This window comes from Frateuria sp., from assembly GCF_035944355.1.
Lineage (GTDB): Bacteria > Pseudomonadota > Gammaproteobacteria > Xanthomonadales > Rhodanobacteraceae > Frateuria_A.
The window spans coordinates 101,311-122,477 of record NZ_DASZBH010000008.1 but is presented as its reverse complement, the minus strand read 5'-3'; the positions used below and the strand labels follow the sequence as shown (position 1 = coordinate 122,477).

The window sequence follows — 21,167 nt, the reverse complement described above, 5'->3', positions numbered from 1 at the left end:
TTGCGACGAACGCGCGTCGAGGCTAGCGCGCCTGCCATTCGTACACCGTCACGTCCCAGCCGCCGCTGACGTGAGCCGGATCGCGCAAGGCGATCGCCCGAGCCTGGGCGAGGTCGGCCGCATGCAGCAGGTAGGCACCGCCGGACTGGTCGCCGAACGGACCGGAACGCTCGACCTGGCCCTGCGCGCGCAACGCGTCGAGGAAGCGCTGGTGCGCCGGCACCACCGCGGCATCGAACTGCGGGCGGCGCATCACCATCACCAGGTAGAGGTTCATGGCGGCCCCTCAGGAGAACGCGGCAATGCGCTCGCGCCAGGCGTGCGCCTTGGCGAGGATCGCGGCGACGTCCATGTCGACCAGTTCGCGCGCCGCCAGCTTGCGACGGCCGGCGATCCACACGTCGGTCACCTGGTGGCGCCCGGCCGCATAAGCCAGCTGCGAGGCAACGTGGAACAGCGGCTGCGTTTCGATGTCGCCCAGCCGCACGGCGGCGAGGTCTGCCTGCTTGCCCGGCTCGATCGAACCGATGCGGCCGTCCAGGCCGATCGCCTTGGCGCCGTTGAGGGTGGCGGCGCGCAGCGCGTAGGCCGCATCGAAGGCGGCGGCGTCGCAGGCCACCGCCTTGGCCAGCAGCGCGGCGGTGCGCAGCTCGCCGATCATGTCCAGGTCGTTGTTGGATGCGCAGCCGTCGGTGCCGATCGCCAGGTTGACGCCCGCCCGGCGCAGCCTCTCCGCCGGGCAGAAGCCGGAGGCGAGCTTGAGGTTGGACTCGGGGCAATGCACCACCGACACGCCGGCCTCGGCGCAGCTGTCGATCTCGCCCTCGGTGAGCTGGGTCATGTGCACGGCGATCAACCGATCGTTGACCAGGCCCAGCTTCTGCAGACGCTGGAACGGGCGCAGGCCGGACTTCTTCTTTTCTTCCTCGACCTCGTGCGCCGTTTCGTGCAGGTGCAGGTGCACGGGGATGTCCAACTGGTCGGCCAGGACGCGGATGCGCTCGAAACTCTCGTCCGACACAGTGTAAGGCGCGTGCGGCGCGAATGCGGTTGCGACCAGGCGATCGCCGCGGAAGCTGTCGTGCACTTCGCCGGCGCGCTCGAAGTACTCGTCCTGGCTCTTGGCCCAGGCGGTCGGGAATTCGATCACCGGCAGGCCGACCACGGCGCGGAAGCCCAGCCGCCGATAGGTCGCGCCGATCACGTCCGGGAAGAAGTAGTTCTCGTTGGCGCAGGTGGTGCCGCCGCGCAGCATCTCGGCGACCGCGAGCTCGACGCCGTCGCGCACGAACTCCGGCCCCATTACCTTCGCTTCGGCCGGCCAGATGTGCTGCTGCAGCCAGGTCATCAGCGGCAGGTCGTCGGCCAGCCCCCGCAGCAGCGTCATCGGGTTGTGCGTGTGGCTGTTGACCAGGCCGGGAATCAACGCGTGCTCGGCCAGCTCCACCCGCTCGCGCGGCGCATAGGCGGCGCGCGCCTGGGCGATCGGCAGGATCGCCTCGATGCGGCCGTCGTCGACCGCCACCGCATGCTGCTCGAGCACCACGCCATGCGGTTCGACCGGAACCACCCAGCGGGCTTCGATCAGAAGGTCGATGTCGGTGGCGCCTGGACTCATTGCAGCCTCGATCTGGCGGAGCGATGGAACGAAAACGGCACGGCGCGCTGGGCTGCCGTGCCGTCCAGAGGAACCCGCCGCGCGTCTTACTTGCCGACGCGGCTGACGTATTCGCCCGTGCGGGTGTCGACCTTGATCACCTCGTCGGTGCCGACGAACAGCGGGACGCGCACCACGGCGCCGGTTTCCAGCGTGGCCGGCTTGCCGCCGCCGCCGGAGGTGTCGCCGCGGACGCCCGGGTCGGTCTCGGTGATCCTCAGCTCGACGAAGTTCGGCGGCTGAACCACGATGATCTCGCCGTTGAACAGCGTGACCACGCACTCTTCCTCGCCCTTGAGCCACTTGGCCGCCTCGCCCACGCCGGCCTTGCTGGCCTGGTGCTGCTCGAAGGTCTCCTGCTGCATGAAGTGCCAGAACTCGCCGTCGGAGTAGAGGAACTGCATGTCGGTATCGGTGACGTCGGCGACCTCGAAGGAATCGGACGACTTCATCGTCTGCTCGGTGGTGCGGCCGGTCTTGAGGTTGCGGATGAAGATGCGGGTGAACGCCTGGCCCTTGCCGGGCTTGATGAAGTCGGCGTCGGTGATGATCCACGGATCGTTGTTGTGGAGGATCTTCATCCCCTTCTTGACGTCGTTGAGACCGGCGGTGGCCATGCGCTTTCTGCTCCCAAGGAGTAAACCGCCCAGCGGGCGGCTAAAATGGTCGTTTGCGCGGGCCTATGCCCGCCTCAAGGCCCGCCATGATAACCGCAAGCCCCGCCGAGCGCCTATCGTCCCCCGAGCCGGACTGGCGCGAATCCTGGCGCAACGCCGTCACCGACGCGCACGAACTGCTGCGCCTGGTGGAGCTGGAACACCTCGCCCTCCGGCTGCCTGCCGGCGATGCCGGCTTCGCCCTGCGCGTGCCGCGGGGCTTCGTGGCGCGCATGCGCCCGGGCGACCCGCGCGACCCGCTGCTGCTGCAGGTGCTGCCGCAGCTGGCCGAGCTGGAACATGCGCCCGGCTTCGTCGCCGACGCCGTCGGCGACCTGGCCGCACGCGAGGCGCAGGGCGTGCTGCACAAGTACCACGGTCGTGCGCTGCTGATCGCCAGCGGCAGTTGCGCGGTCAACTGCCGCTATTGCTTCCGCCGGCACTTCCCCTATGGCGAGGAGATCGCCGCCGCCGGCCAGTGGCGGCAGGCGCTGGATCACCTGCGCGCGGACCGGTCGATCAGCGAGCTGATCCTCTCCGGCGGCGACCCGCTGGCGCTTGCCACGTCCAAGCTGGAAGAGCTGTCGCGTGGCCTGGCCGAGCTTCCCCACGTCACGCGCCTGCGCATCCACACCCGCCTTCCGGTGGTTCTGCCCGAGCGCATCGACGGCCCCTTCCTCGCATGGCTGGGCGGGCTGCGTCTGCAGACGGTGGTCGTGCTCCATGCCAACCACTCCCGCGAGTTCGATGCCGGCGTCGATGCCGCCTGCGCCTCGCTGCGCCAGGCCGGGGCCACCTTGCTCAACCAGTCGGTGCTGCTGCGCGGGATCAATGACGATGCCGATACGCTCGGCGCATTGTCCGAGCGGCTGTTCGCCGCCGGCGTGCTGCCCTACTACCTGCACCAGCTCGACCGCGTGCAGGGCGCGGCCCATTTCGAGGTGGACGACGCACGCGCGCTTGCGCTGGTCGAAGAGATACGCAAACGCCTGCCGGGCTACCTCGTTCCCCGTCTCGTGCGCGAGGTGGCGGGAGACGCCTCCAAGCGCCCGCTTTGACGTCCTTGCGCCCTCCGGCCGGTGGCCATCGCGCCTTTTGATGCTTTCGCTGGCGATCTGGCGGGGAATCCGTTACAAACCGCGGACGAGGGGTGAACGGCCGAGCGCCGGCTTGCCCTTCCGGTCGCGGCGAGGGGCGCCAGCGATTGGGCCGATCCCAAGGGCAGCCGCCAGGGCGCAATGAAAAAAGACTCCGTCATCAAGATCCTCTTCGTCGAGAAATCCGTCGAGGACGCCGAACAGATCATCAGCCTCCTGCGCAACGCCGGCATCGCGGTCCGCCCGGCGCGGGCGACCCAGGCCGACCAGATGCAGGCGGCGCTGGACGATCTGGAACCCGACATCGTGCTGTTCGACCCGGCCGCCGGCCTGGAACTGCGCGAGGTGGTGCACATGCTCGACGCGCATGGCCGCGACGTGGCGCTGGTGGCGCTGGTCAACCAGCTGGACACCCAGAGCGTCGCCGAGCTGTTCGCCGGCGGCGTCCGCGGCACGGCCCTGCGCACCCAGCCCAAGCAGCTGATCGCGGTGCTGCAGCGCGAATTCGAGGCGCTGCACACGCGCCGCCAGGTGCGCCTGCTCGAAGCGGCGCTGCGCGAATCGGAACGCCGCTGCGATGCACTGCTGGACTCTTCCGCCGACCCCATCGCCTACGTGCACGAAGGCATGCACGTGCGCGCCAACCGCGCCTACCTGGAAACCTTCGGCTACGAGGACTTCGACGACCTGCTCGGCCTGCCGGTGCTCGACCTGATCGGCACCGCCGATGCGGAGACCTTCAAGAACCTGCTGCGCAGCCATTCGCGCAAGGAAAAGGCCGCCAGCCAACTCGAACTGCAGGCGCGCCGCGCCGACGCCAGCACCTTCAAGGCCACGGTGGAGTTCGCGCACGCCACCTTCGAGGGCGAACCCTGCCTGCAGATCGTGTTCCGCCGCCAGCAGGTCGATCCGGCGCTGATGGAGCAGTTGCAGCGCGACGCCGTCACCGGCCTGTACAACCGCGCCCGCACCCTCGAGTACATCGACGAGGCAGTGGCCGCCGCAGCCAAGGGCAAGAAGGGCCAGACCCTGCTGCTGATCGAGCCGGACAACTGGCAGAACATCGTCGCCGGCATCGGCCTGGGCCAGGCCGACCAACTGCTGGCCGCCTTCGCCGGCCGGGTGAGCGGGCTGCTCGCCGAGGGCGACATGGCGGGCCTGCTGGCCGAGCACACCATCGGCGTGGTGCTCGATTCGCGCAGCGACGAGGCCATCAAGCAGTGGATCGACGCCTTGCTGCAGGCCATCGCCAGCGAGATTTTCGATGCCGGCACCCGTTCGATCACGGTGGCCGCCAGCATCGGCGGCAGCCTGCTGAGCGAGAAGAACGCCAACTCCGAGCTGCTGCTCAACCAGGCCAGCCAGGCGCTGCGCAACGCACAGAGCCAGGGCGGCGGCCGCATGGAGCTGCACGACCCGGCCGCGCGCGAGAAAGCCGAGGAGGAGCGCGAACGCTACTGGCTACAGCTGCTCCAGCAAGCGCTGGCCAACGACGGCTTCGTGCTCTATCACCAGCACACCATCAGCCTGCAGGACGCCGAGGGGGAGTACTCCGAGGTGCTGCTGCGCATGAACGGCCCACAGGGCGAGGTGCTGCCGGGCTTTTTCATGCCGATCGCCGAAAAGCACCAGCTGACCCCGGCCATCGACCGCTGGGTGATCAACCGCGCCATCGACGTGCTCAAGGCGCGCGACGGACAGGGCGTGCAGACCACCTTCTTCGTCAAGCTGACCGCCGAGTCCATGCAGGACGCCAGCTTCCTGCTCTGGCTGGAAGACCGCCTCAAGCGGGCGGCGCTGCGCCAGGGCCAGCTGGTGCTGGAGATGACCGAGAGCAAGGTGGTCACGCTGCTGCGCCCCGCGCAGGATTTCATCGGCCGCTGGAAGAAGATGGGCGGCCGGTTCGCGCTGGAGCAGTTCGGCTCGGGCCTCAATTCCTTCCAGCTGCTCGCCCACATCGATGCGGACTACCTCAAGATCGACCGCACCTACATGGCGCAGCTGCCGCAGCATCCGGAAAACCAGAAGAAGATCGGCGAGATCTGCGTGCAGGCCCACGAAATGAAGCGCCTGACGGTGGCCGAGTGGGTCGAGGACGCCACCAGCACCTCGCTGCTGTTCGCCTGCGGCGTCGACTTCGTGCAGGGCAACTTCCTGCAGGAGCCGCAGCGGCTGCTGTAATCGCGGGGCCGCCGCAGTCGGGCGCCAGCGCCGCCGCAGGCGGCGGCCGCCCGCTCACGGCACGGGTGCCCCGCACGGGCCGATCGGCAATGGCGAGCGTTCGTTCCAGCCCGACGCCGCGCATGCAACGAAAAAGCCCCGCAGATCGCACTGCGGGGCTTTCCTGCGCCGGAGGCGCGCCAGCTTATTCGGCGGACGAAGCCTTCGAGGCGGCCTTGGCGGCCGAGACGGCGGCGATGTCTTCCTTGATGCGGGCGGCCTTGCCTTCCAGGCCGCGCAGGAAGTACAGCTTGGCGCCGCGCACCTTGCCCTTGCGCTTGACCTGCACCGAATCGATCGCCGGGCTGTGCGCCTGGAACACGCGCTCCACGCCGGTGCCGTGCGAGATCTTGCGCACGGTGAAGGCCGAATGCAGGCCGCGGCTGCGCTTGGCGATGACGATGCCCTCGAACGCCTGCACGCGCTCGCGGTTGCCTTCCTTCACCTTGACGTTGACCACCACGGTGTCGCCGGGGCCGAATTCCGGCAGCTGGCGGGTGATCTGCTCGGCTTCGAACTGTTCGATGATCTTGTTCATGGCAACCTCAGTAGTTTTTGCTGCCATCCCTGGCAGCGAGAGTCGAAAAGCGGCCATCCATGGCCGCACTCTTCATTGTTACCCGTCGCGACCGTTCCGGCTGGTGTGTTCGCGGCGGAATTCTTCCAGCAATGCGCGGGACTCCTTGTCCAGCGCGCATTGCGCCAAAAGGTCGGGCCGTCGCAGCCAGGTCCGTCCCAGCGACTGCTTCAGGCGCCAGCGGCGGATCGCCGCGTGGTCGCCGGAGAGCAGCACCTCCGGCACGTCACCCAGTGCGTCGTGCACCGGTTTCGCGTAGTGCGGACAATCGAGCAGCCCGTTCGAGAACGAATCCTGCTCGGCGGACTGTGCGTCGTTCAACGCGCCTTCCTGCAACCGGCCCACCGCGTCGATGATCACCGCGGCGCCCAGCTCGCCCCCGGACAGCACATAATCGCCGATGGAGAGCTCCTCGTCGACCTCGCGCGCCAGCAGGCGTTCGTCCACCCCCTCGTAACGTCCGCAGAGCAAGGCGATGCGCGGCATCTTGGCCAGCGCTTCCACCCTGCCCTGCGTCAGCCGCGATCCCTGCGGACTCAAGTAAATCACGTGCGCCGGTTCCGGCGCCGCCTCGCGCATGGCCTTCATGGCCGCCCGCAAAGGCTCGATCAGCATCACCATCCCGGGTCCGCCGCCGCAGGTGCGGCCGTCCACGGTACGGTAGTTGTCGGTGGCGTAGTCGCGCGGGTTCCAGGTTTCCACCTGCAACAGCTGCCGCTGCTGCGCGCGTCCCACCACACCGACCTGGGCGCACTGGCGCATGAAGTCGGGAAACAGCGTGACGACGTCGATGCGCATCGGATCCTCGATTCCTAGAACTCCGGATCCCAGTCCACCACCATGCGCCCGCCGGACAAGTCCACCGAACGCACGTAAGTCCCCTGGACGAAGGGCACCAGCCGCTCGCGCGTGCCATCCCTCACCACCACCACGTCGTTGGCGCCGGTGGCGAACAGGTGGCTCACCCGTCCCAGCGGCGTCCCTTCGGTGGTGACGACCTCAAGCCCTTCGAGGTCGACCCAGTAATACTCGCCCTTGGCCGGAGGCGGCAGCAGCTCGCGGGCGACATGGATGTCCTGCCCCACCAGCGCCGCCGCGGCGTCCCGGTCGTCTACGCCCGGCAAGTGGCAGACGAGCCCTTTGCCTTGCGGACGCCCCTGGATTCCGGTGATCTCCACCACTTCGCCCGGCGCCTTTTCGAGCTGCCAGGGCTGGTACTTGAAGATCTGCGTGCGGGGCTCGGTCCAGGATTCGATCTTGAGCCAGCCCTGCACGCCGTACAGCCCGACGATGCGCCCGACCAGGACGCGCCGACCGGCTGCGGCCATCTTTAAGCGGCTGCCTGCTGCTTGCCGGCTTCCTTGAGCAGGGCGGCGACCTTGTCGGTCAGCTGGGCGCCCTTGCCCACCCACTCGTTCACGCGCTCGACGTTGAGCTCGAGGCGCTTGTCCTTGCCGGAGGCGACCGGATTGTAGAAGCCCACGTTCTCGATGCTGCGACCGTCGCGCTTGTTGCGCTGGTCGGTCACGACGACGTGGTAGAACGGACGGCCCTTGGCGCCGCCGCGCGAAAGACGAATCTTGACCATAAGTAAAAGCTCCAGAGGTGCCGGCGAGACCGGCAGCACGCACGGGATCCGCGCGCGGTAAACGCGGCATTTTAGTGGAATTTCGGGAAAAGGGAAGACCTGGGCGGGGAACGGGGAACGGGGAACGGGGGCATCGCAACTTGGCGGCTTTCCGCAAGCACGTATTACGAAGCGAGGATGGGATCAGTTTCCGGGTCGACACGTTCCCCGTTCCCCGTTCCCCGTTCCCCGTTCCCCAGTCCCCAGTCCCTGCCCCACCCCACCTCACCTCATCGGCGGAAATCCGCCTCCCATCCCGCCCATGCCCTTCATGGCCCCGCGCATCTGCCGCAGCAGGCCCTTGGTGCCGCCCTTGGAGAGCTTGGACATCATCTTCTCCATCTGCATGTACTGCTTGAGCAGGCGGTTGACGTCGGCCGGCTGGGTGCCCGAGCCGCGCGCCACGCGGGCGCGGCGCGAACCGTTGAGCAGGTCGGGATGGCGGCGCTCCTTCGGCGTCATCGAGCCGATGATCGCCACCATGCGCTTGATCTCGTTGTCGTTGACCTTGGACTTGACGTTGTCGGGCAGGCTGGAGACGCCGGGCAGCTTGTCCATCAGGCCGGCGATGCCGCCCATGTTGTTCATCTGCTCAAGCTGGTCGCGCATGTCGTTCAAGTCGAAGCGCTTGCCCTTCATCACCTTCTGGGCGAGCTGCTGCGCCTTCTCCTGGTCGACCTTGCGCTCGACCTCCTCCACCAGCGAGAGCACGTCGCCCATGCCCAGGATGCGCTGGGCCACGCGATCGGGATGGAAAGGCTCCAGCGCATCGGTCTTCTCGCCGGCGCCAAGAAACTTGATCGGCCGCCCGGTGACGTAGCGCACCGACAACGCGGCGCCGCCGCGGGCGTCGCCGTCGGTCTTGGTCAGCACCACGCCGGTGAGCGGCAGCGCCTCGCTGAAGGCCTTGGCGGTGGTGGCGGCATCCTGGCCGGTCATCGAGTCGACCACGAACAGCGTCTCGACCGGCGTGATCGCGGCGTGCAGCGCCTTGATCTCGACCATCATCGCCTCGTCGATGTGCAGGCGGCCGGCGGTGTCGACCAGCAGCACGTCGACCACTTCGCGGCGGGCGGCGGCGATCGCCGCCTTGGCGATGTCGACCGGGTTCTGGCCCGCCTCGGACGGGAAGAACTTCACGCCGACCTGTTCGGCCAGCGTGCGCAGCTGCTCGATGGCGGCCGGACGGTAGACGTCGCAGCTGACCACCATCACCTTCTTTTTCTTGCGCTCGGTGAGGAAGCGGGCGAGCTTGGCCACCGTGGTGGTCTTGCCCGCGCCCTGCAGGCCGGCCATCAGCACCACCGCGGGCGGCTGCTGGGCGAGGTTGAGCTCGGCGTTGGCCGTGCCCATCACCTTGGTCAGCTCCTCGCTCACCACCTTCACCAGCGCCTGGCCCGGCGAAAGACTCTTCAATACTTCCTGGCCGACCGCGCGCACCTTGACCCGCTCGATCAGCGCCTGCACCACAGGCAGCGCGACGTCGGCCTCCAGCAGCGCGATGCGCACCTCGCGCAGGGACTCGCGGATGTTTTCCTCGGTCAGCCGCCCGCGCCCGCGCAGGCGGTTGACGGTGGCGGAGAGGCGTTGGCTGAGCGATTCGAACATGGCTGGCTGGGGCGATGCGGAAAGCGCCTAGTATACGGGAGGCGACCACGGCCCTCGTGCGCCCCGTACCGGGCCGCCCGAACGATCATCTCGCGATCCAGGCGGATTCCCGGCCAATGCACCCTGCGCAGGCCGTGTGCCACACTTGCACGCCATGCTGCCCGCGCTCTCGATCTTCTCCATCGTCTGCTACCTGCTCGCCTGCGGCCTGCTGGCGCGGCCGCTGTTCGGGCCGGCGACGAGTGCACCGGCCGCATGGCAGCGCCCGGCGCTGGGGGTGGCGACGCTCGCGGTGCTGGCGCATGCCGGCGTGCTGCTGGGGATGCACCGCGGCGCGCTGGACCTGCATTTCTTCGCGGCGCTGTCGCTGGTGGCCTGCGTGGTGTCCGCGCTCACCCTGCTGGTGAACCTCAGCCGCCCCGTCGCGGCGCTCGGCGTGGCGGTGTTTCCGTTGTCGGCGCTGCTGCTGGCCGTGGACAGTTTCCTGGCGCCACCGACGATGCCGGTGGCGATGGACTGGCAGATCAAGCTGCACGTGACGGTGGCACTGGTGGCCTTCAGCCTGCTCTCGATCGCCGCCGTGCTCGCGATCGGACTGGCGGTGCAGGACCGCGGCCTGCGCCACCGCCAGTTCGGTCCCTGGCTGCGCGCCCTGCCGCCGCTGACGCTGACCGAGATGCTGCTGTTCCGGTTGATCGCCGCCGGCTTCGCACTGCTGACGCTGACGCTGGTCACCGGCGCACTGTTCGTGGGCAACCTGTTCGGCCAGCACCTGGTGCACAAGACCGTGCTGTCGATCGTGGCGTGGCTGGTGTTCGGCGTACTGCTCTATGGCCGCTGGAAGCACGGCTGGCGCGGGCGCCGCGCGGTCAACCTCACGCTGATCGGCATGGCGGTGCTGGTGCTGGCGTTCTTCGGCTCGAAGTTCGTGCTCGAGCTGATCCTGCATCGGCCGGTGCCGCAGCTGTAGCAAGCGCCGGCTTGCCTGGTCAGGCGTCGCGGCAGGCGTCGATGGCCTGCGCCAGGCGCTCCACGCCGATCACTTCCATCTCGCCCAGCTTGCCCTTCTTCGGCGCGTTGGCCTTGGGCACGATGGCGCGGCGAAACCCGTGGGTGGCCGCTTCCTTCAGGCGCTCCTCGCCGTTGGGCACGGGGCGGATCTCGCCGGAGAGGCCGACCTCGCCAAAGGCGATGGTCTTGTCCGGCAGCGGACGGTCGCGCAGCGAGGACAGCACCGCCAGCAGCACCGGCAGGTCCGCCGCGGTCTCCTGCACGCGGATGCCGCCGACCACGTTGACGAACACGTCCTGGTCGTAGGCCGCCACGCCGCCATGCCGGTGCAGCACCGCCAGCAGCATGGCCAGGCGGTTCTGCTCCAGGCCGAGCGCGACGCGGCGCGGATTGCCCAGCGACGACTGGTCGACCAAAGCCTGCACCTCGACCAGCAGCGGGCGGGTGCCCTCGCGGGTGACCATCACGGCGCTGCCGGAAGTCGGGCCCGAGTGCGCGGAAAGGAAGATCGCCGAGGGGTTGGGCACCTCGCGCAGCCCCTTGTCCGACATCGCGAACACGCCCAGCTCGTTGACCGCGCCGAAGCGGTTCTTGAACGCCCGCAGCACGCGAAAGCGGCTGCCCGACTCGCCCTCGAAGTACAGCACCGCGTCCACCATGTGTTCGAGCACGCGCGGGCCGGCGATGCCGCCCTCCTTGGTCACGTGCCCGACCAGGAACACGCTGGTCCCGGTCTCCTTGGCGAAGCGCGTGAGCTTGGCGGCCGACTCGCGCACCTGGCTCACCGAGCCGGGCGCTGCGGTGAGCAGCTCGGTCCAGATGGTCTGGATCGAGTCGATCACCAGCACGTGCGGCCGCGTGGCGATCGCCTGCTCCAGGATGCGCTCGATGCAGGTCTCGGCCAGCGCCTGCAGCGGCTCCAGCGGCAGGCCCAGGCGCTGCGCGCGCGCGGCCACCTGCGAGAGCGACTCCTCGCCGGTGACGTAGACGCTGGCCAGGTGCGTCCCCAGCGTGCCGAGCATCTGCAGCAGCAGGGTGGACTTGCCGATGCCCGGATCGCCGCCGATCAGCACCACCGAACCTTGCACCAGGCCGCCGCCGAGCACGCGATCCAGTTCACCGATACCCGTATGCGTGCGCGCCTCGGTGGTCAGCGCCACCGCCGTGAGCGGCGTGACCCTGGCCGAACCGGCCGCATTGCCGGCGTAGCTGGAGCGCTGGGCACCCACCGACGCCTTCGCCGTGGACGCCGGCGTCAGCACCACTTCGCTCAGCGTGTTCCACACGCCGCACTCGACGCACTGGCCCTGCCATTTGGAGTGCTCCGCACCGCAATCGGTGCAGACATAGGCGGTCTTGGCTTTGGCCATGGAAGTGTCCCGGAGTGGAGCGGCGAGCTTAGCCCGGCTCCTTCGTACAGGGCGAGATGGCCGGGGCCGAAACGCCCGTCAGCTTTCGTCCTCGACGAACAGCACGCGGCGGGTCATGCCGCAGGTGAGGTCGTAGCCGATGGTGCCGGCGTGGCGCGCGACGGTTTCTGCCGGCAGGCCTTCGCCCCACAGGATGACGCGGTCGCCCACCTTGGCCCGCGGCGCATCGCGCAGATCCAGCGTGATCAGGTCCATCGAGACGCGGCCGATCAGCGGCACGCGGGTGTCGCCGACCAGCACCGGCGTGCCGCTGGCCGCGCTGCGTGGATAGCCGTCGCCATAGCCTACGGCGGCGACGCCTACGGCCATGTCCTGCGGGCAGGTCCAGGTGCCGTTGTAACCGATCGACTCGCCCTTGCCGACGACGTTGATGGCGATCAGCCGCGTGGCCAGTGTCATCGCAGGGCGGAAGCCGAAGTCGGCGCCGCTTTTGCCCTCCACCACCGACAGGCCGTACAGCAGGCCGCCGGTGCGCACCCAGTCGGCGCGCGCTTCGGGCCAGCCCAGCACGGCCGCGGAGTTGGACAGTGAGCGGGGGCCGTCCAGGCCGCGGGTGGCCGCGGCAAAGCGCTCGATCTGCGCGCGGGTCTGCGCGCCATCGAAGACTTCCGAATCGGAAAAGTGGCTGAGCAGGCCTATCTGCGGATCGAGCCCCGGCATCGCGGCTAGGCGCGCGTGCACCTGCGCCACACGCTCGGGGGCGAAGCCCAGGCGATGCATGCCGCTGTCGATCTTCAGCCACACGCGCAGGCGGCCGCGTCCCGGCTTGGCTTCGGCCAGCCAATGCAATTGCGACTCGTGGTGGATCGCCGCGTCCAGTTGCAGGCGCTGCATCTCCGCGATGTCGCCGGGCTGGTCCGGGCCGGACAGCACGACGATGCGCTGGCGATGCCCGGCCGCGCGCAGGCGCAGGCCGTCGCCCAGCGCCGCCACGGCGAAACATTCCGCTTGCGCATCCAGTGCGCGGGCGACGCGCTCCAGGCCATGGCCGTAGGCATCGGCCTTGACCACCGCCATAACGCGCGCAGGCGCGGCCATCGCCTGGATGCGCGCGAGGTTGTGGCGCAGGGCGCCCAGGTGGATGGTGGCGGTGGTGGTGCGGCTCATGGGTTGGAGCGGGGAACGGGGAACGGGGAACGGGGAACGTCGAGTGTGCGGTGACCCGGCGCGCTTGCGCATTGCCCAGCAGCGGCAGCGACACCAGGCCGCACCCCACCGGCGCGCGCGGACTGCACGTTCCCCGTTCCCCGTTCCCCGTTCCCCGCCTTCAATCGAACGACCCCACGAACGAATCCGGCGCGTAGTTCTCGAACTTGGTGTAGTGGCCGAGGAAGGTCAGCTTGACCGTGTCGGTGGGGCCGTTTCGCTGCTTGCCGATGATGATCTCGGCCAGGCCTTTGTCCGGCGATTCCTTGTTGTAGTACTCGTCGCGGTAGATGAACATGATCACGTCGGCGTCCTGCTCGATGGCGCCCGACTCGCGCAGGTCGGACATCATCGGGCGCTTGTCGGCGCGCTGTTCCAGCGAGCGGTTCAACTGCGACAGGGCGATCACCGGCACGTTCAGCTCCTTGGCGAGGCCCTTGAGTGAACGGGAGATTTCTGAAATCTCGGTGGCGCGGTTCTCCTTGTTTCCGGGCACCTGCATCAGCTGCAGGTAGTCGATCACGATCAGTCCCAGGCCGCCGTGCTCGCGGTGCAGGCGGCGCGCGCGCGAACGCAGCTCCACCGGCGAGAGGCCGGGCGTGTCGTCGATGAAGATCTTGGCCTCGGAGAGGATCGCGATCGCGTTGGTCACGCGCGGCCAGTCCTCTTCGGACAGGTCGCCGTTGCGCAGGTGCTGCTGGTGGATGCGGCCGATCGAGGAGATCAGGCGGAAGGCCAGCTGCGAGGCGGACATTTCCATCGAGAAGATCACCACCGCCTTCTTCGCGCGCAGCGCGGCGGCCTCGGCGAGGTTCACAGAGAAGGCGGTCTTGCCCATCGAGGGACGCGCCGCGACGATGATCAGGTCCGACGGCTGCAGGCCGGAGGTCAGCTCGTCCAGGTCGTTGAAGCCGGTGGAGATGCCGGTGAGCTGGCCGCGGTTCTCATAGCGCTCGGTAAGCAGGCGGAAGGCGTCCTTGACCGCCTCGCGCATGGATACCGAATCCTTCTTGCCGCGCGCACCGGACTCGGCGATCTTGAAGACCGCCTGCTCGGCGCTCTCCAGCACCTCCTGCACGCTCTTGCCCTCGGGACGGTAGCCGTCCTCGGTGATCGAGGTGCCGGCGTCGATCAGCTGCCGCAGCACGGATTTCTCGCGAACGATGTCGCCATAGGCGGCGATGTTGGCCGCACTCGGCGTGGCGTTGGCCAGCTCGATCAGGTAGCTCGCCCCGCCGACCATGTCGGCCAGGCCGTTGGCCTCGAACCAGTCGCCCAGGGTCACCGCGTCGCAGGGCATGCCCTTGTTGGCCAGTTCGTTGATCGCGCGCCAGATCAGCCGATGGTCCTTGCGGTAGAAGTCGCCTTCGCCCAGTTTGTCCGCCACCTTGTCCAGCGCGTCGGGGGCGAGCATCAGGCCGCCCAGCACCGCCTGCTCGGCATCGATCGAATGCGGCGGCACGCGCAGCGCCTCGACGGCGGATGGGTGGCCGCTCTTGCGCTCGGGGACAAAGGACATGGGCTGGGTTTCCTCGCAGGCATCCGCGCCGCCGGCAGTACCGCGGCGGACACGAAGGGGAGAGGATACGCGGCGGCTTCTCAGCCGACGAGACAATAAGTCTGTGGATAAGCTGTGGGAGGCGGTGGGTAAACCGGCCCGGCCGAACCATCGCGACGCAAGCGGGCGCCCTTCTCCGTTAGGCCTCAGTGGGCAGAGCCTCGAGCGCCCGGAAGTCCTCGTCCGACAACTCAAGCTGCGCGGCGGCCACGTTCTCGCGCAGGTGGGCCTCCTTCGAAGTGCCCGGAATCGGCAGCATCACCGGTGACCGCCTGAGCAGCCAGGCCAGCGCGACCTGGCCGTTGCTCGCGCCCAGGCGTTTGGCGACGCGGCTCAATGCCGACTCGGGCGCGGCCAGGTCGCCGGCGGCCAGCGGATACCAGGGAATGAAGCCGATGCCCTGCTGCGCGCAGTACTCCAGCACCTGCTCGCTCTTGCGGTTGGCCAGGTTGTAGAGGTTCTGCACGGTGGCGACGGGAAAGTGGCGCCGCGCCGCCTCGATCTCCTCCACGTTCACCTCGCTTAGGCCCACGTGGCGGATCAGGCCTTCCTTGCGCATCTCCGCGATCGCCTGGAACTGCTCTTCGCGCGGCACCTTGGCGTCGATGCGGTGCAACTGCCACAGGTCGATGCGCTCCACATCCAGCCGGCGCAGGCTCATCAGCACGCATTGGCGCAGGTACTCCGGACGGCCCACCGGCGCCCAGATGTCCGGCCCGTGGCGGGTCAGGCCGCCCTTGGTGGCGATCAGCAGGCCCCGGTACGGATACAGCACTTCGCGGATCAGGCTTTCGCTCACCTCCGGGCCGTAGCTGTCGGCGGTATCGATGAGGTCGACGCCCAGCTCGGGCAGCGCGCGCAGCGTGGCGCGGGCGGCTTCCGGATCCGCCGGCGCGCCCCAGATGCCCTTGCCGGTGATGCGCATGGCGCCGAATCCCAGGCGGTTGACCGGGATGTCGCCGCCGATTCGGAACTGGCCGGCGGCTTCAGCATTCGGATTTTGCATTGGGGCACTCCCGTGAATCGAACAGCTCCATGCATGGGGGCATGTGGCAGCCAGGCAAGCGCGCTCGGCGGCGTTGTCGAGGAGCTCTGCGCGGTTCACACGCCAGCGGATACCGGCGCCGGCCAGCAGGATGTGCCCCGAACGGTCCGGACGGCCTTCAGCGCAACTGGCTGTCCTTGCTGCCGCGGCGGTTGTAGCCGCTGACCGCGCGCTGCGCCTTGTCCTGCGCTTCCTGGCAGGCCACGCACAGGCGCACGCCGGGCACGGCCTTGCGGCGCGCCTCGGGAATCGGCGCATCGCATTCCTCGCAGTGGCTCAGGCTCGGCCCCTGCGGCAGCTTGCTGCGTGCGCGCTTGATCGCGTCCTTGACGGTCGCGTCGATCTGGTCCTGCACGGCGCCGTCGCCGGCCCAACCGATGGCCATGGCGGTCTCCCGCAAAAAACGAGTCGGCCTCGGATGTTACCGTGGGCCAGGTGAACGTCGGCTCGGCACCAGCCGCAGTGGGAGGACGCATGCCCATCATCAGCGCGGGCATCCTGATGTACCGCCAGCACGAGGGCGCGGTGCAGGTGCTGCTCGCCCACCCGGGCGGCCCGTTCTGGCGCCGCCGCGACGAGGGCGCCTGGATGCTGCCCAAGGGCGAGCTGCTGCCCGGGGAAGAGGCCGAAGCGGCCGCGCGGCGCGAGTTCGAGGAAGAGCTCGGCGTGCCGGCCGTCGGGCCGCTGCATCCGCTGGGGCGTCTGCGCCAGCGCGGCGGCAAATGGGTCGAGGCGTTCGCGCTCGAGGGTGATTTCGACCCGGACGCGCTACGCAGCAACCTGTTCGAACTCGAGTGGCCGCCACACAGCGGCCAGCGCGCCAGCTTTCCCGAGATCGACCGCGTCGCCTGGTTCGCGCTGGCACCGGCGCGCGGGAAGATCCTGCCCAGCCAGGAAGCGTTGCTCGACCGGCTGGAGGCCGGACTGGCACGCGGCTGGTAGCCGTCGCAAGGAGCCCGCTCACGCAGCCTCGCCCGGCGAACGGCTTGAATGAGGCGATGGAAGCTTCCGGCAGCCCCCTGCCACTGTTCTGCGACGCCATGCTCGCCAGCCTTGCCCGCTGGCTGCGTGCGGCCGGCTACGACACGGGCCTGGCACCGGTCGACGCGAGCGACCGGGCCGTCCTGGGTGCGTGCCGCGCGCAATCGCGGATCCTGCTGACGCGTGACCGGCATCTGGCCGCGCACGCGGGAAAGGGCGTCGTGGTCGTGCTGCTGGCGAGCGACGGGCTCGACATGCAGGCAGCCGAGCTGGCCGCGGCGCTCGGCGTCGACTGGACCTGGGCTCCCTTCAGCCGCTGCCTGCTCGACAACACGCTACTGCGCGAAGCCACGCCCGACGAACGCACGCGCGTGCCGCCGCGGGCGCGCGACCTGCCCGGTCCCTTCCGCGCGTGCCCGGCCTGCGGCCGGATCTACTGGCCAGGCAGCCACGTGCGGCGCATGCAAGCGCGGATGCAGCAGTGGAACGCCCACACCCCGCCCAAGCCACGCTGATCGCGAATCAGGCGACCACCACGCCCTCGCCCTGCTTGCCGGCGACCACGCAGTTGCGCCCCGCGCGCTTGGCCCGGTAGAGCGCATGATCGGCATCCATCAGGAGCTGGCGCAGTTCGTAGCCGGACTCGACGGTGAACGCCACGCCGAAGCTCGCCGACACCGGGATGCCCGGCTCGTCCTGGTCGCTCAGCATGGCGATCGCGCGGCGGATGGCCTCGGCCCGTTCGATGCCGGCGTCCGGCGTGCACTCGGGCAGCAGCACGCCGAACTCCTCCCCGCCCAGGCGGCCGAACACGTCGGTGGAGCGCACGTATTGCTGGCAGGCCTGCACGGCCCGCCGCAACACCTGGTCGCCCATCGCATGGCCGTAGGTGTCGTTGATCAGCTTGAAATGGTCCAGATCGATCAGCACCAGGCTGGCGCCACGCGCCGAACGTTCCACGTAGCGCAGCGCGTGCTCGGCCTCGCTCACGAAATGCTTGCGGTTGTAGATGCCGGTGAGGCTGTCGCACTGGGCCATGCGCATGAACTGCAGCTGCGAACGCTTCAGGCGCAGCAGCCACAGGCCGATGGCCAGCAGCCCCAGCGCGAGCACGACGATGTACAGCCGGCTGGCCTCCATCGCCTTGCGGTCGAGTGCCCGCTGCAGTTGCAGGATCCTGTTCCGTTTGGCCAGCGCGTCGACTTCCGCCTTCCTGGCCTGCACCTGCTGCTTGACCATCTGGTACGCGAGGGCCTTGGCGCTGACGTCGTCGAGATAGGCCTTGTCTGCAGCCATGTATTTTTCGTGGTACGCGAGAGCGGCACCCATGTGGTTTTGTGCTCGCTCAAGCTCGTAAAGCAATTCGTATGCGTTTACCCGCGACTCGGTGTATTCATCCTTGACGTTCTCAACCACTGATGCCAATGCGTACTTCCGCGCCTGCCGGGTATCACCCATTTGCCAGTAAGCCTCCGCAAGCAGCGCATCAATTTCTGAAATAAAGCTTTGATATTGAGTCTTCAGAACCTCGCCGTAATAACGCCGCAGTAGCTCTTCGGCTTCGCGGGGGCGGTGGTGTTTCAAATATATACCTGCAATGTCGGCCCGGATGCCGTTGGCAAATAGGATCTCGCCAGTGGCCGCGCACAAATTTGCCCCTCTAATGAAAGGCCCCACCGGCGGTGATACCTGATCCCGGTATTGGGCATGGAGTGCAAGATACTGTCCCTTGCATGCTCCTTGTCCGGTCGGATGCTCCGCCAGCAATCGTTCCGCATAAACGGACGCCAGCCCATATTGGCCAGCTTCGATGGAGAGCTGCGAGGCCTCGGCCAGCACCTGCAACCGCGTGCTGTCACTCGTCACCTGGGGAAGTTCGTCAAGCACACGACTTAGGTTGGTGTAGGCCTCCTCGTAGCGGCGTCCGATACCAAGGATATTTACCAAAGTGGCTTCAGCACGGACCTTGAGATCGAACTCCCCCGCGTGCCCAATAACTTGAGTGAGAAGCTCGGCGGCGTTGTGATAATCGCCGCGATATGCCGTTTGCCAGGCCTCCAAGTACCGCAAATGCCATAACTGCGACGTCGACAAGCTAGCGCGGTCGTGACCCAGAGAGTCAATAATTTTCACGAATTTCGCATTATCCGCGGTCTTGATGTTCTCTGCTTGCTGCAGCGCCCGTTCGATGTCTGAGGGCACGTCCGCTTCGGCCGCGCCCACAATCAGCAATGCTAGGACCGTACAGATAATAAAAAGCGCTCGTCGCGTTGGATTCGCGCAGGACATGATGTCGCCTAGCAAAAGTAGCGAGGCATGGCGCGACTATTCGTTGTCTCGCAACGGTTCATCCGGGTCGGGCTCCGGCTCTCGTTCTTCGCCCTCTTCCTCTTCCGCAGGAAACTGCATGCAATAAAGCGCTTGTGCGTCGAGCAGACCCGCCCGCCGCATTGCTGCTGCTTCGGCAAGCATGTTCCGTTCCTGCAGGGTTAACTGCGCCGCTAATGAACTTGCAAGTATTTCTTCGGTCGAGGCGCGCGAGAACATCGCATCCTGGCCGACTTCTTCAAGAAAATCGACGATATCGAACATACCCCCCCCCTGATCGGGCTACTTAACGGCTGCCCCGAAGACAGCGAAAGTCTACTTTATTCCACTGGTTTGCGCGCGCTCAGAGCTAACCCAAGAGCCATTGCCCTATGGCGAGACCATCACGGCAAGCGCAGGCGGACCGCTCTGCTTCCTATCCGGGCTTACGGCAGCTTACGCATCCCTCACTTGCGGCCACTACGGTAAGGTTGGCTCCGGCTACACGCGAGAGCACGCGTCGGCGGGCTCATCCAGAATCGACCATCCGCCGCGTACGCGTGTTAAAAGTGCGGAGTTCGAAGGCGCTCCAACGTCCCGGCCCTGTTCCGCCGCAGGTCGCGTAATGCCGTGCGCCCAGCGTGGACCAAATGGAAGGGGTCAAGGTTAATGCGCTTGACCCCTTTGGCACTCGCGCCGTGCGATGTGACCCGAGTAGCCAGCTGGGCATCCATCCGGATACGTCAGGCCTCTTCCTCTACCCCCGGCATGATGACGCTGAACTGTGGACCCACCCCCATCAATGACTGAAACTCCGCGCGATCGCCCGACAGCATCGCCTCGCGCACGCTTTTGTCGATTTGTTCCGCATGCAGCACTCGCTCAAGTTCTTGCCGGGACGCATGACGCAGCCCAGCATCGCTACCCATCCTTTCGAGGATATTGATCATGTCTGTCATAAGGATTCCTTCATGTGAGTGGTGTCTGGGAAGCGATCCTGTGCAACCGCACAAGCTCGTCCCTGAATGATCATATCCTGCTCGCCTCCATTAAAGGGACGCCGAAAAAAATTACACGGGTACGACCACCTCTTCTGAGACGGCATCAAGCGCCTCCAATCGCACCCGAATATCCTCCGCTAGCTCCATGGCTCGTGCGGGGGGAATGGCCAGAGTATCGGCCATGCTAAGTTCCGCACCGGGCAGCGCCTGCAGCCTTGTGCGCTCAATTCGGGGTTGCCCGATCGGCAACGTCGCAGCCTGGTAGATAATCACCTCGTGCTCTAGCGGATAGTCGCGCGCCAGCACATCGACCAGCACCTGACGGTACGCGGCGCCGGTAGAGAAGCGTTTGAGCGAGCGGTCGCCCGCCAGGCCAGCCTGCCACAGGATCAGCCACGCGCTCGGGTCAATCTGGCGCCTGTAGACCAATAGCTGGCTCGCCTCGAAGTGCTGGCAGCCGCAGGTTCCCGGATCTATGCCCAGGTCCGCATACAGGCAGTCCTCAGCCGAGATGCCCGGTTCCATGCGCGCGTGGTAGCCCTCGCTGCGCGCCATTTCGATGGCCTTGTGCGGTACCCAGGCGAATACCCCGGGATGGCCGTAGAACACGCCACAGACGCGCCTGCCCGCACGCACCTCAACGAGCATCGCCTCCACCATCTGGCGGTACGTGCGCATGCGCGACTTGCCATGGGCGTAATACGGCTGCAGGCTGCGCACGTCCGCATGCATGCGCTGCAGCCAGAGCTCGACCAAACCGTCCGAGACGCCGACGAACACGACGTCCGCCTGTTCGATGTAGCTGCGTGCCAACGGGCTGATGTGCGAGCCAAGAGTCATCCCGATGCCCACGCAGACCAGACGGCCGGCGGTTTGATGCTTACTCATGCCCGGATCCCCATCCAGCGATGGCAAATGGCCAATTAATGAGTGTGCCAGAACACGGCAACGCGCGTCATTGCCTTGGAGATGGGAGTCAAAGTGCCTCGGTAAGAGATGCCTGCACGCGCGGATGCTCTAGTGCTTGCGTTGCCGGCAGAGATTGCCGTTCGTTCGCAAAACTAGCGCGCAGCCCGCATCCTCGTGCGCTGAGCGAGGAATACGCAGCGGTGATGCAGCTCTAGGTCCGTCACGCCGGGGGTGAGACTGTCGGCGATGGACAGCGGTGCCTCCTACGCGAGGGGTGCGTCGAGGGCTGTCTCCTGGCGCCCCAGATGGCTTTCGGCGCGCATCCGATCCGGATGGG

Annotated in this window: 22 protein-coding genes; 5 read left to right on the top strand and 17 right to left on the bottom strand. The window is 67.4% G+C overall.

Going from position 1 to position 21,167, the window contains the following annotated elements:
* Positions 1–22 precede the first annotated feature (22 nt).
* The 3 genes from VGU03_RS05405 to efp all read right to left on the bottom strand — a co-directional run bounded on the left by VGU03_RS05405 (position 23) and on the right by efp (position 2,274).
* Positions 23–277 carry a YciI family protein gene (locus tag VGU03_RS05405; RefSeq protein WP_327479176.1) on the bottom strand — a complete coding sequence of 85 codons (255 nt, stop codon included), beginning with the start codon at positions 275–277 and terminating at the stop codon, positions 23–25.
* A gap of 9 nt (positions 278–286) precedes the next feature.
* Complete coding sequence (locus VGU03_RS05400) at positions 287–1,618, bottom strand: TRZ/ATZ family hydrolase (RefSeq protein ID WP_327479175.1); 1,332 nt, start codon at positions 1,616–1,618, stop codon at positions 287–289.
* Positions 1,619–1,704: 86 nt separating this feature from the next.
* A complete protein-coding gene (efp, locus tag VGU03_RS05395) occupies positions 1,705–2,274 on the bottom strand; it encodes an elongation factor P (RefSeq protein ID WP_327479174.1) in 570 nt (189 codons plus the stop codon).
* 86 nt (positions 2,275–2,360) lie between these two features.
* Between efp and epmB the strand changes: the two genes are divergently transcribed.
* Both epmB and VGU03_RS05385 read left to right on the top strand, forming a co-directional pair.
* A complete protein-coding gene (epmB, locus tag VGU03_RS05390) occupies positions 2,361–3,371 on the top strand; it encodes an EF-P beta-lysylation protein EpmB (protein WP_327479173.1) in 1,011 nt (336 codons plus the stop codon).
* A gap of 180 nt (positions 3,372–3,551) precedes the next feature.
* Entirely contained in the window at positions 3,552–5,591 is a 2,040-nt protein-coding gene (locus VGU03_RS05385) for an EAL domain-containing response regulator (protein ID WP_327479172.1), read from the top strand.
* Between the two features lie 184 nt (positions 5,592–5,775).
* Here VGU03_RS05385 and rplS read toward each other — a convergent pair whose 3' ends face one another.
* From rplS to ffh, 5 genes are all read right to left on the bottom strand, one after another.
* Positions 5,776–6,168, bottom strand: a complete 393-nt coding sequence (rplS, locus tag VGU03_RS05380) for a 50S ribosomal protein L19 (RefSeq protein WP_327477027.1) — start codon at positions 6,166–6,168, stop codon at positions 5,776–5,778.
* A 78-nt stretch (positions 6,169–6,246) separates the two neighbouring features.
* On the bottom strand, positions 6,247–7,005 hold the full coding sequence (gene trmD / locus VGU03_RS05375; RefSeq protein WP_327479171.1) for a tRNA (guanosine(37)-N1)-methyltransferase TrmD: 759 nt from the start codon (positions 7,003–7,005) through the stop codon (positions 6,247–6,249).
* Positions 7,006–7,019: 14 nt separating this feature from the next.
* Complete coding sequence (gene rimM / locus VGU03_RS05370; protein WP_327479170.1) at positions 7,020–7,535, bottom strand: ribosome maturation factor RimM; 516 nt, start codon at positions 7,533–7,535, stop codon at positions 7,020–7,022.
* Positions 7,536–7,537: 2 nt separating this feature from the next.
* Positions 7,538–7,795, bottom strand: a complete 258-nt coding sequence (gene rpsP / locus VGU03_RS05365; RefSeq protein ID WP_091333189.1) for a 30S ribosomal protein S16 — start codon at positions 7,793–7,795, stop codon at positions 7,538–7,540.
* A gap of 264 nt (positions 7,796–8,059) precedes the next feature.
* A complete protein-coding gene (gene ffh, locus VGU03_RS05360) occupies positions 8,060–9,442 on the bottom strand; it encodes a signal recognition particle protein (protein WP_327479169.1) in 1,383 nt (460 codons plus the stop codon).
* Between the two features lie 154 nt (positions 9,443–9,596).
* Between ffh and VGU03_RS05355 the strand changes: the two genes are divergently transcribed.
* The gene (locus VGU03_RS05355) at positions 9,597–10,412 is read left to right on the top strand and encodes a cytochrome C assembly family protein (protein WP_327479511.1); all 816 of its coding nucleotides are present in this window, start codon (positions 9,597–9,599) and stop codon (positions 10,410–10,412) included.
* A 19-nt stretch (positions 10,413–10,431) separates the two neighbouring features.
* Here VGU03_RS05355 and radA read toward each other — a convergent pair whose 3' ends face one another.
* The 5 genes from radA to VGU03_RS05330 all read right to left on the bottom strand — a co-directional run bounded on the left by radA (position 10,432) and on the right by VGU03_RS05330 (position 16,017).
* Positions 10,432–11,823 (bottom strand): DNA repair protein RadA, encoded by a 1,392-nt coding sequence (radA, locus tag VGU03_RS05350; RefSeq protein ID WP_327479168.1) that lies wholly within the window; start codon positions 11,821–11,823, stop codon positions 10,432–10,434.
* A 78-nt stretch (positions 11,824–11,901) separates the two neighbouring features.
* Positions 11,902–12,990: an alanine racemase gene (gene alr, locus VGU03_RS05345; protein ID WP_327479167.1), complete on the bottom strand. Its 1,089-nt coding sequence runs from the start codon at positions 12,988–12,990 to the stop codon at positions 11,902–11,904.
* Positions 12,991–13,150: 160 nt separating this feature from the next.
* Positions 13,151–14,548: a replicative DNA helicase gene (locus tag VGU03_RS05340; protein ID WP_327479166.1), complete on the bottom strand. Its 1,398-nt coding sequence runs from the start codon at positions 14,546–14,548 to the stop codon at positions 13,151–13,153.
* A 178-nt stretch (positions 14,549–14,726) separates the two neighbouring features.
* Positions 14,727–15,593 carry an aldo/keto reductase gene (locus tag VGU03_RS05335; RefSeq protein WP_327479165.1) on the bottom strand — a complete coding sequence of 289 codons (867 nt, stop codon included), beginning with the start codon at positions 15,591–15,593 and terminating at the stop codon, positions 14,727–14,729.
* A gap of 157 nt (positions 15,594–15,750) precedes the next feature.
* A complete protein-coding gene (locus VGU03_RS05330; protein ID WP_327479164.1) occupies positions 15,751–16,017 on the bottom strand; it encodes a DksA/TraR family C4-type zinc finger protein in 267 nt (88 codons plus the stop codon).
* 89 nt (positions 16,018–16,106) lie between these two features.
* Between VGU03_RS05330 and VGU03_RS05325 the strand changes: the two genes are divergently transcribed.
* On the top strand, positions 16,107–16,574 hold the full coding sequence (locus VGU03_RS05325) for an NUDIX domain-containing protein (RefSeq protein WP_327479163.1): 468 nt from the start codon (positions 16,107–16,109) through the stop codon (positions 16,572–16,574).
* A 44-nt stretch (positions 16,575–16,618) separates the two neighbouring features.
* The gene (locus VGU03_RS05320) at positions 16,619–17,128 is read left to right on the top strand and encodes a Mut7-C RNAse domain-containing protein (RefSeq protein WP_327479161.1); all 510 of its coding nucleotides are present in this window, start codon (positions 16,619–16,621) and stop codon (positions 17,126–17,128) included.
* Between the two features lie 7 nt (positions 17,129–17,135).
* Here the strand turns inward: VGU03_RS05320 and VGU03_RS05315 are convergent, their stop codons facing one another.
* From VGU03_RS05315 to VGU03_RS05300, 4 genes are all read right to left on the bottom strand, one after another.
* A complete protein-coding gene (locus VGU03_RS05315; RefSeq protein WP_327479159.1) occupies positions 17,136–18,902 on the bottom strand; it encodes a GGDEF domain-containing protein in 1,767 nt (588 codons plus the stop codon).
* Positions 18,903–18,938: 36 nt separating this feature from the next.
* A complete protein-coding gene (locus tag VGU03_RS05310; RefSeq protein ID WP_327479158.1) occupies positions 18,939–19,205 on the bottom strand; it encodes a hypothetical protein in 267 nt (88 codons plus the stop codon).
* Between the two features lie 458 nt (positions 19,206–19,663).
* Positions 19,664–19,879: a hypothetical protein gene (locus tag VGU03_RS05305; protein ID WP_327479157.1), complete on the bottom strand. Its 216-nt coding sequence runs from the start codon at positions 19,877–19,879 to the stop codon at positions 19,664–19,666.
* A gap of 111 nt (positions 19,880–19,990) precedes the next feature.
* On the bottom strand, positions 19,991–20,809 hold the full coding sequence (locus tag VGU03_RS05300; protein WP_327479156.1) for an SAM-dependent methyltransferase: 819 nt from the start codon (positions 20,807–20,809) through the stop codon (positions 19,991–19,993).
* Positions 20,810–21,167: the final 358 nt, after the last annotated feature.

Bases quoted from the DNA above. Each gene is read 5' to 3' on its own strand.
- VGU03_RS05325 (WP_327479163.1), top strand. From the start codon at position 16,107: ATGCCCATCATCAGCGCGGGCATCCTGATGTACCGCCAGCACGAGGGC.
- VGU03_RS05400 (WP_327479175.1), bottom strand. From the start codon at position 1,618: ATGAGTCCAGGCGCCACCGACATCGACCTTCTGATCGAAGCCCGCTGG.
- rplS (WP_327477027.1), bottom strand. From the start codon at position 6,168: ATGAACAAGATCATCGAACAGTTCGAAGCCGAGCAGATCACCCGCCAG.
- VGU03_RS05355 (WP_327479511.1), top strand. From the start codon at position 9,597: ATGCTGCCCGCGCTCTCGATCTTCTCCATCGTCTGCTACCTGCTCGCC.
- rimM (WP_327479170.1), bottom strand. From the start codon at position 7,535: ATGGCCGCAGCCGGTCGGCGCGTCCTGGTCGGGCGCATCGTCGGGCTG.
- VGU03_RS05315 (WP_327479159.1), bottom strand. From the start codon at position 18,902: ATGTCCTGCGCGAATCCAACGCGACGAGCGCTTTTTATTATCTGTACG.
- rpsP (WP_091333189.1), bottom strand. From the start codon at position 7,795: ATGGTCAAGATTCGTCTTTCGCGCGGCGGCGCCAAGGGCCGTCCGTTC.
- VGU03_RS05405 (WP_327479176.1), bottom strand. From the start codon at position 277: ATGAACCTCTACCTGGTGATGGTGATGCGCCGCCCGCAGTTCGATGCC.
- VGU03_RS05310 (WP_327479158.1), bottom strand. From the start codon at position 19,205: ATGTTCGATATCGTCGATTTTCTTGAAGAAGTCGGCCAGGATGCGATG.
- epmB (WP_327479173.1), top strand. From the start codon at position 2,361: ATGATAACCGCAAGCCCCGCCGAGCGCCTATCGTCCCCCGAGCCGGAC.
- VGU03_RS05340 (WP_327479166.1), bottom strand. From the start codon at position 14,548: ATGTCCTTTGTCCCCGAGCGCAAGAGCGGCCACCCATCCGCCGTCGAG.
- VGU03_RS05305 (WP_327479157.1), bottom strand. From the start codon at position 19,879: ATGACAGACATGATCAATATCCTCGAAAGGATGGGTAGCGATGCTGGG.
- VGU03_RS05330 (WP_327479164.1), bottom strand. From the start codon at position 16,017: ATGGCCATCGGTTGGGCCGGCGACGGCGCCGTGCAGGACCAGATCGAC.
- radA (WP_327479168.1), bottom strand. From the start codon at position 11,823: ATGGCCAAAGCCAAGACCGCCTATGTCTGCACCGATTGCGGTGCGGAG.
- VGU03_RS05335 (WP_327479165.1), bottom strand. From the start codon at position 15,593: ATGCAAAATCCGAATGCTGAAGCCGCCGGCCAGTTCCGAATCGGCGGC.
- trmD (WP_327479171.1), bottom strand. From the start codon at position 7,005: ATGCGCATCGACGTCGTCACGCTGTTTCCCGACTTCATGCGCCAGTGC.
- alr (WP_327479167.1), bottom strand. From the start codon at position 12,990: ATGAGCCGCACCACCACCGCCACCATCCACCTGGGCGCCCTGCGCCAC.
- VGU03_RS05300 (WP_327479156.1), bottom strand. From the start codon at position 20,809: ATGAGTAAGCATCAAACCGCCGGCCGTCTGGTCTGCGTGGGCATCGGG.
- ffh (WP_327479169.1), bottom strand. From the start codon at position 9,442: ATGTTCGAATCGCTCAGCCAACGCCTCTCCGCCACCGTCAACCGCCTG.
- VGU03_RS05385 (WP_327479172.1), top strand. From the start codon at position 3,552: ATGAAAAAAGACTCCGTCATCAAGATCCTCTTCGTCGAGAAATCCGTC.
- efp (WP_327479174.1), bottom strand. From the start codon at position 2,274: ATGGCCACCGCCGGTCTCAACGACGTCAAGAAGGGGATGAAGATCCTC.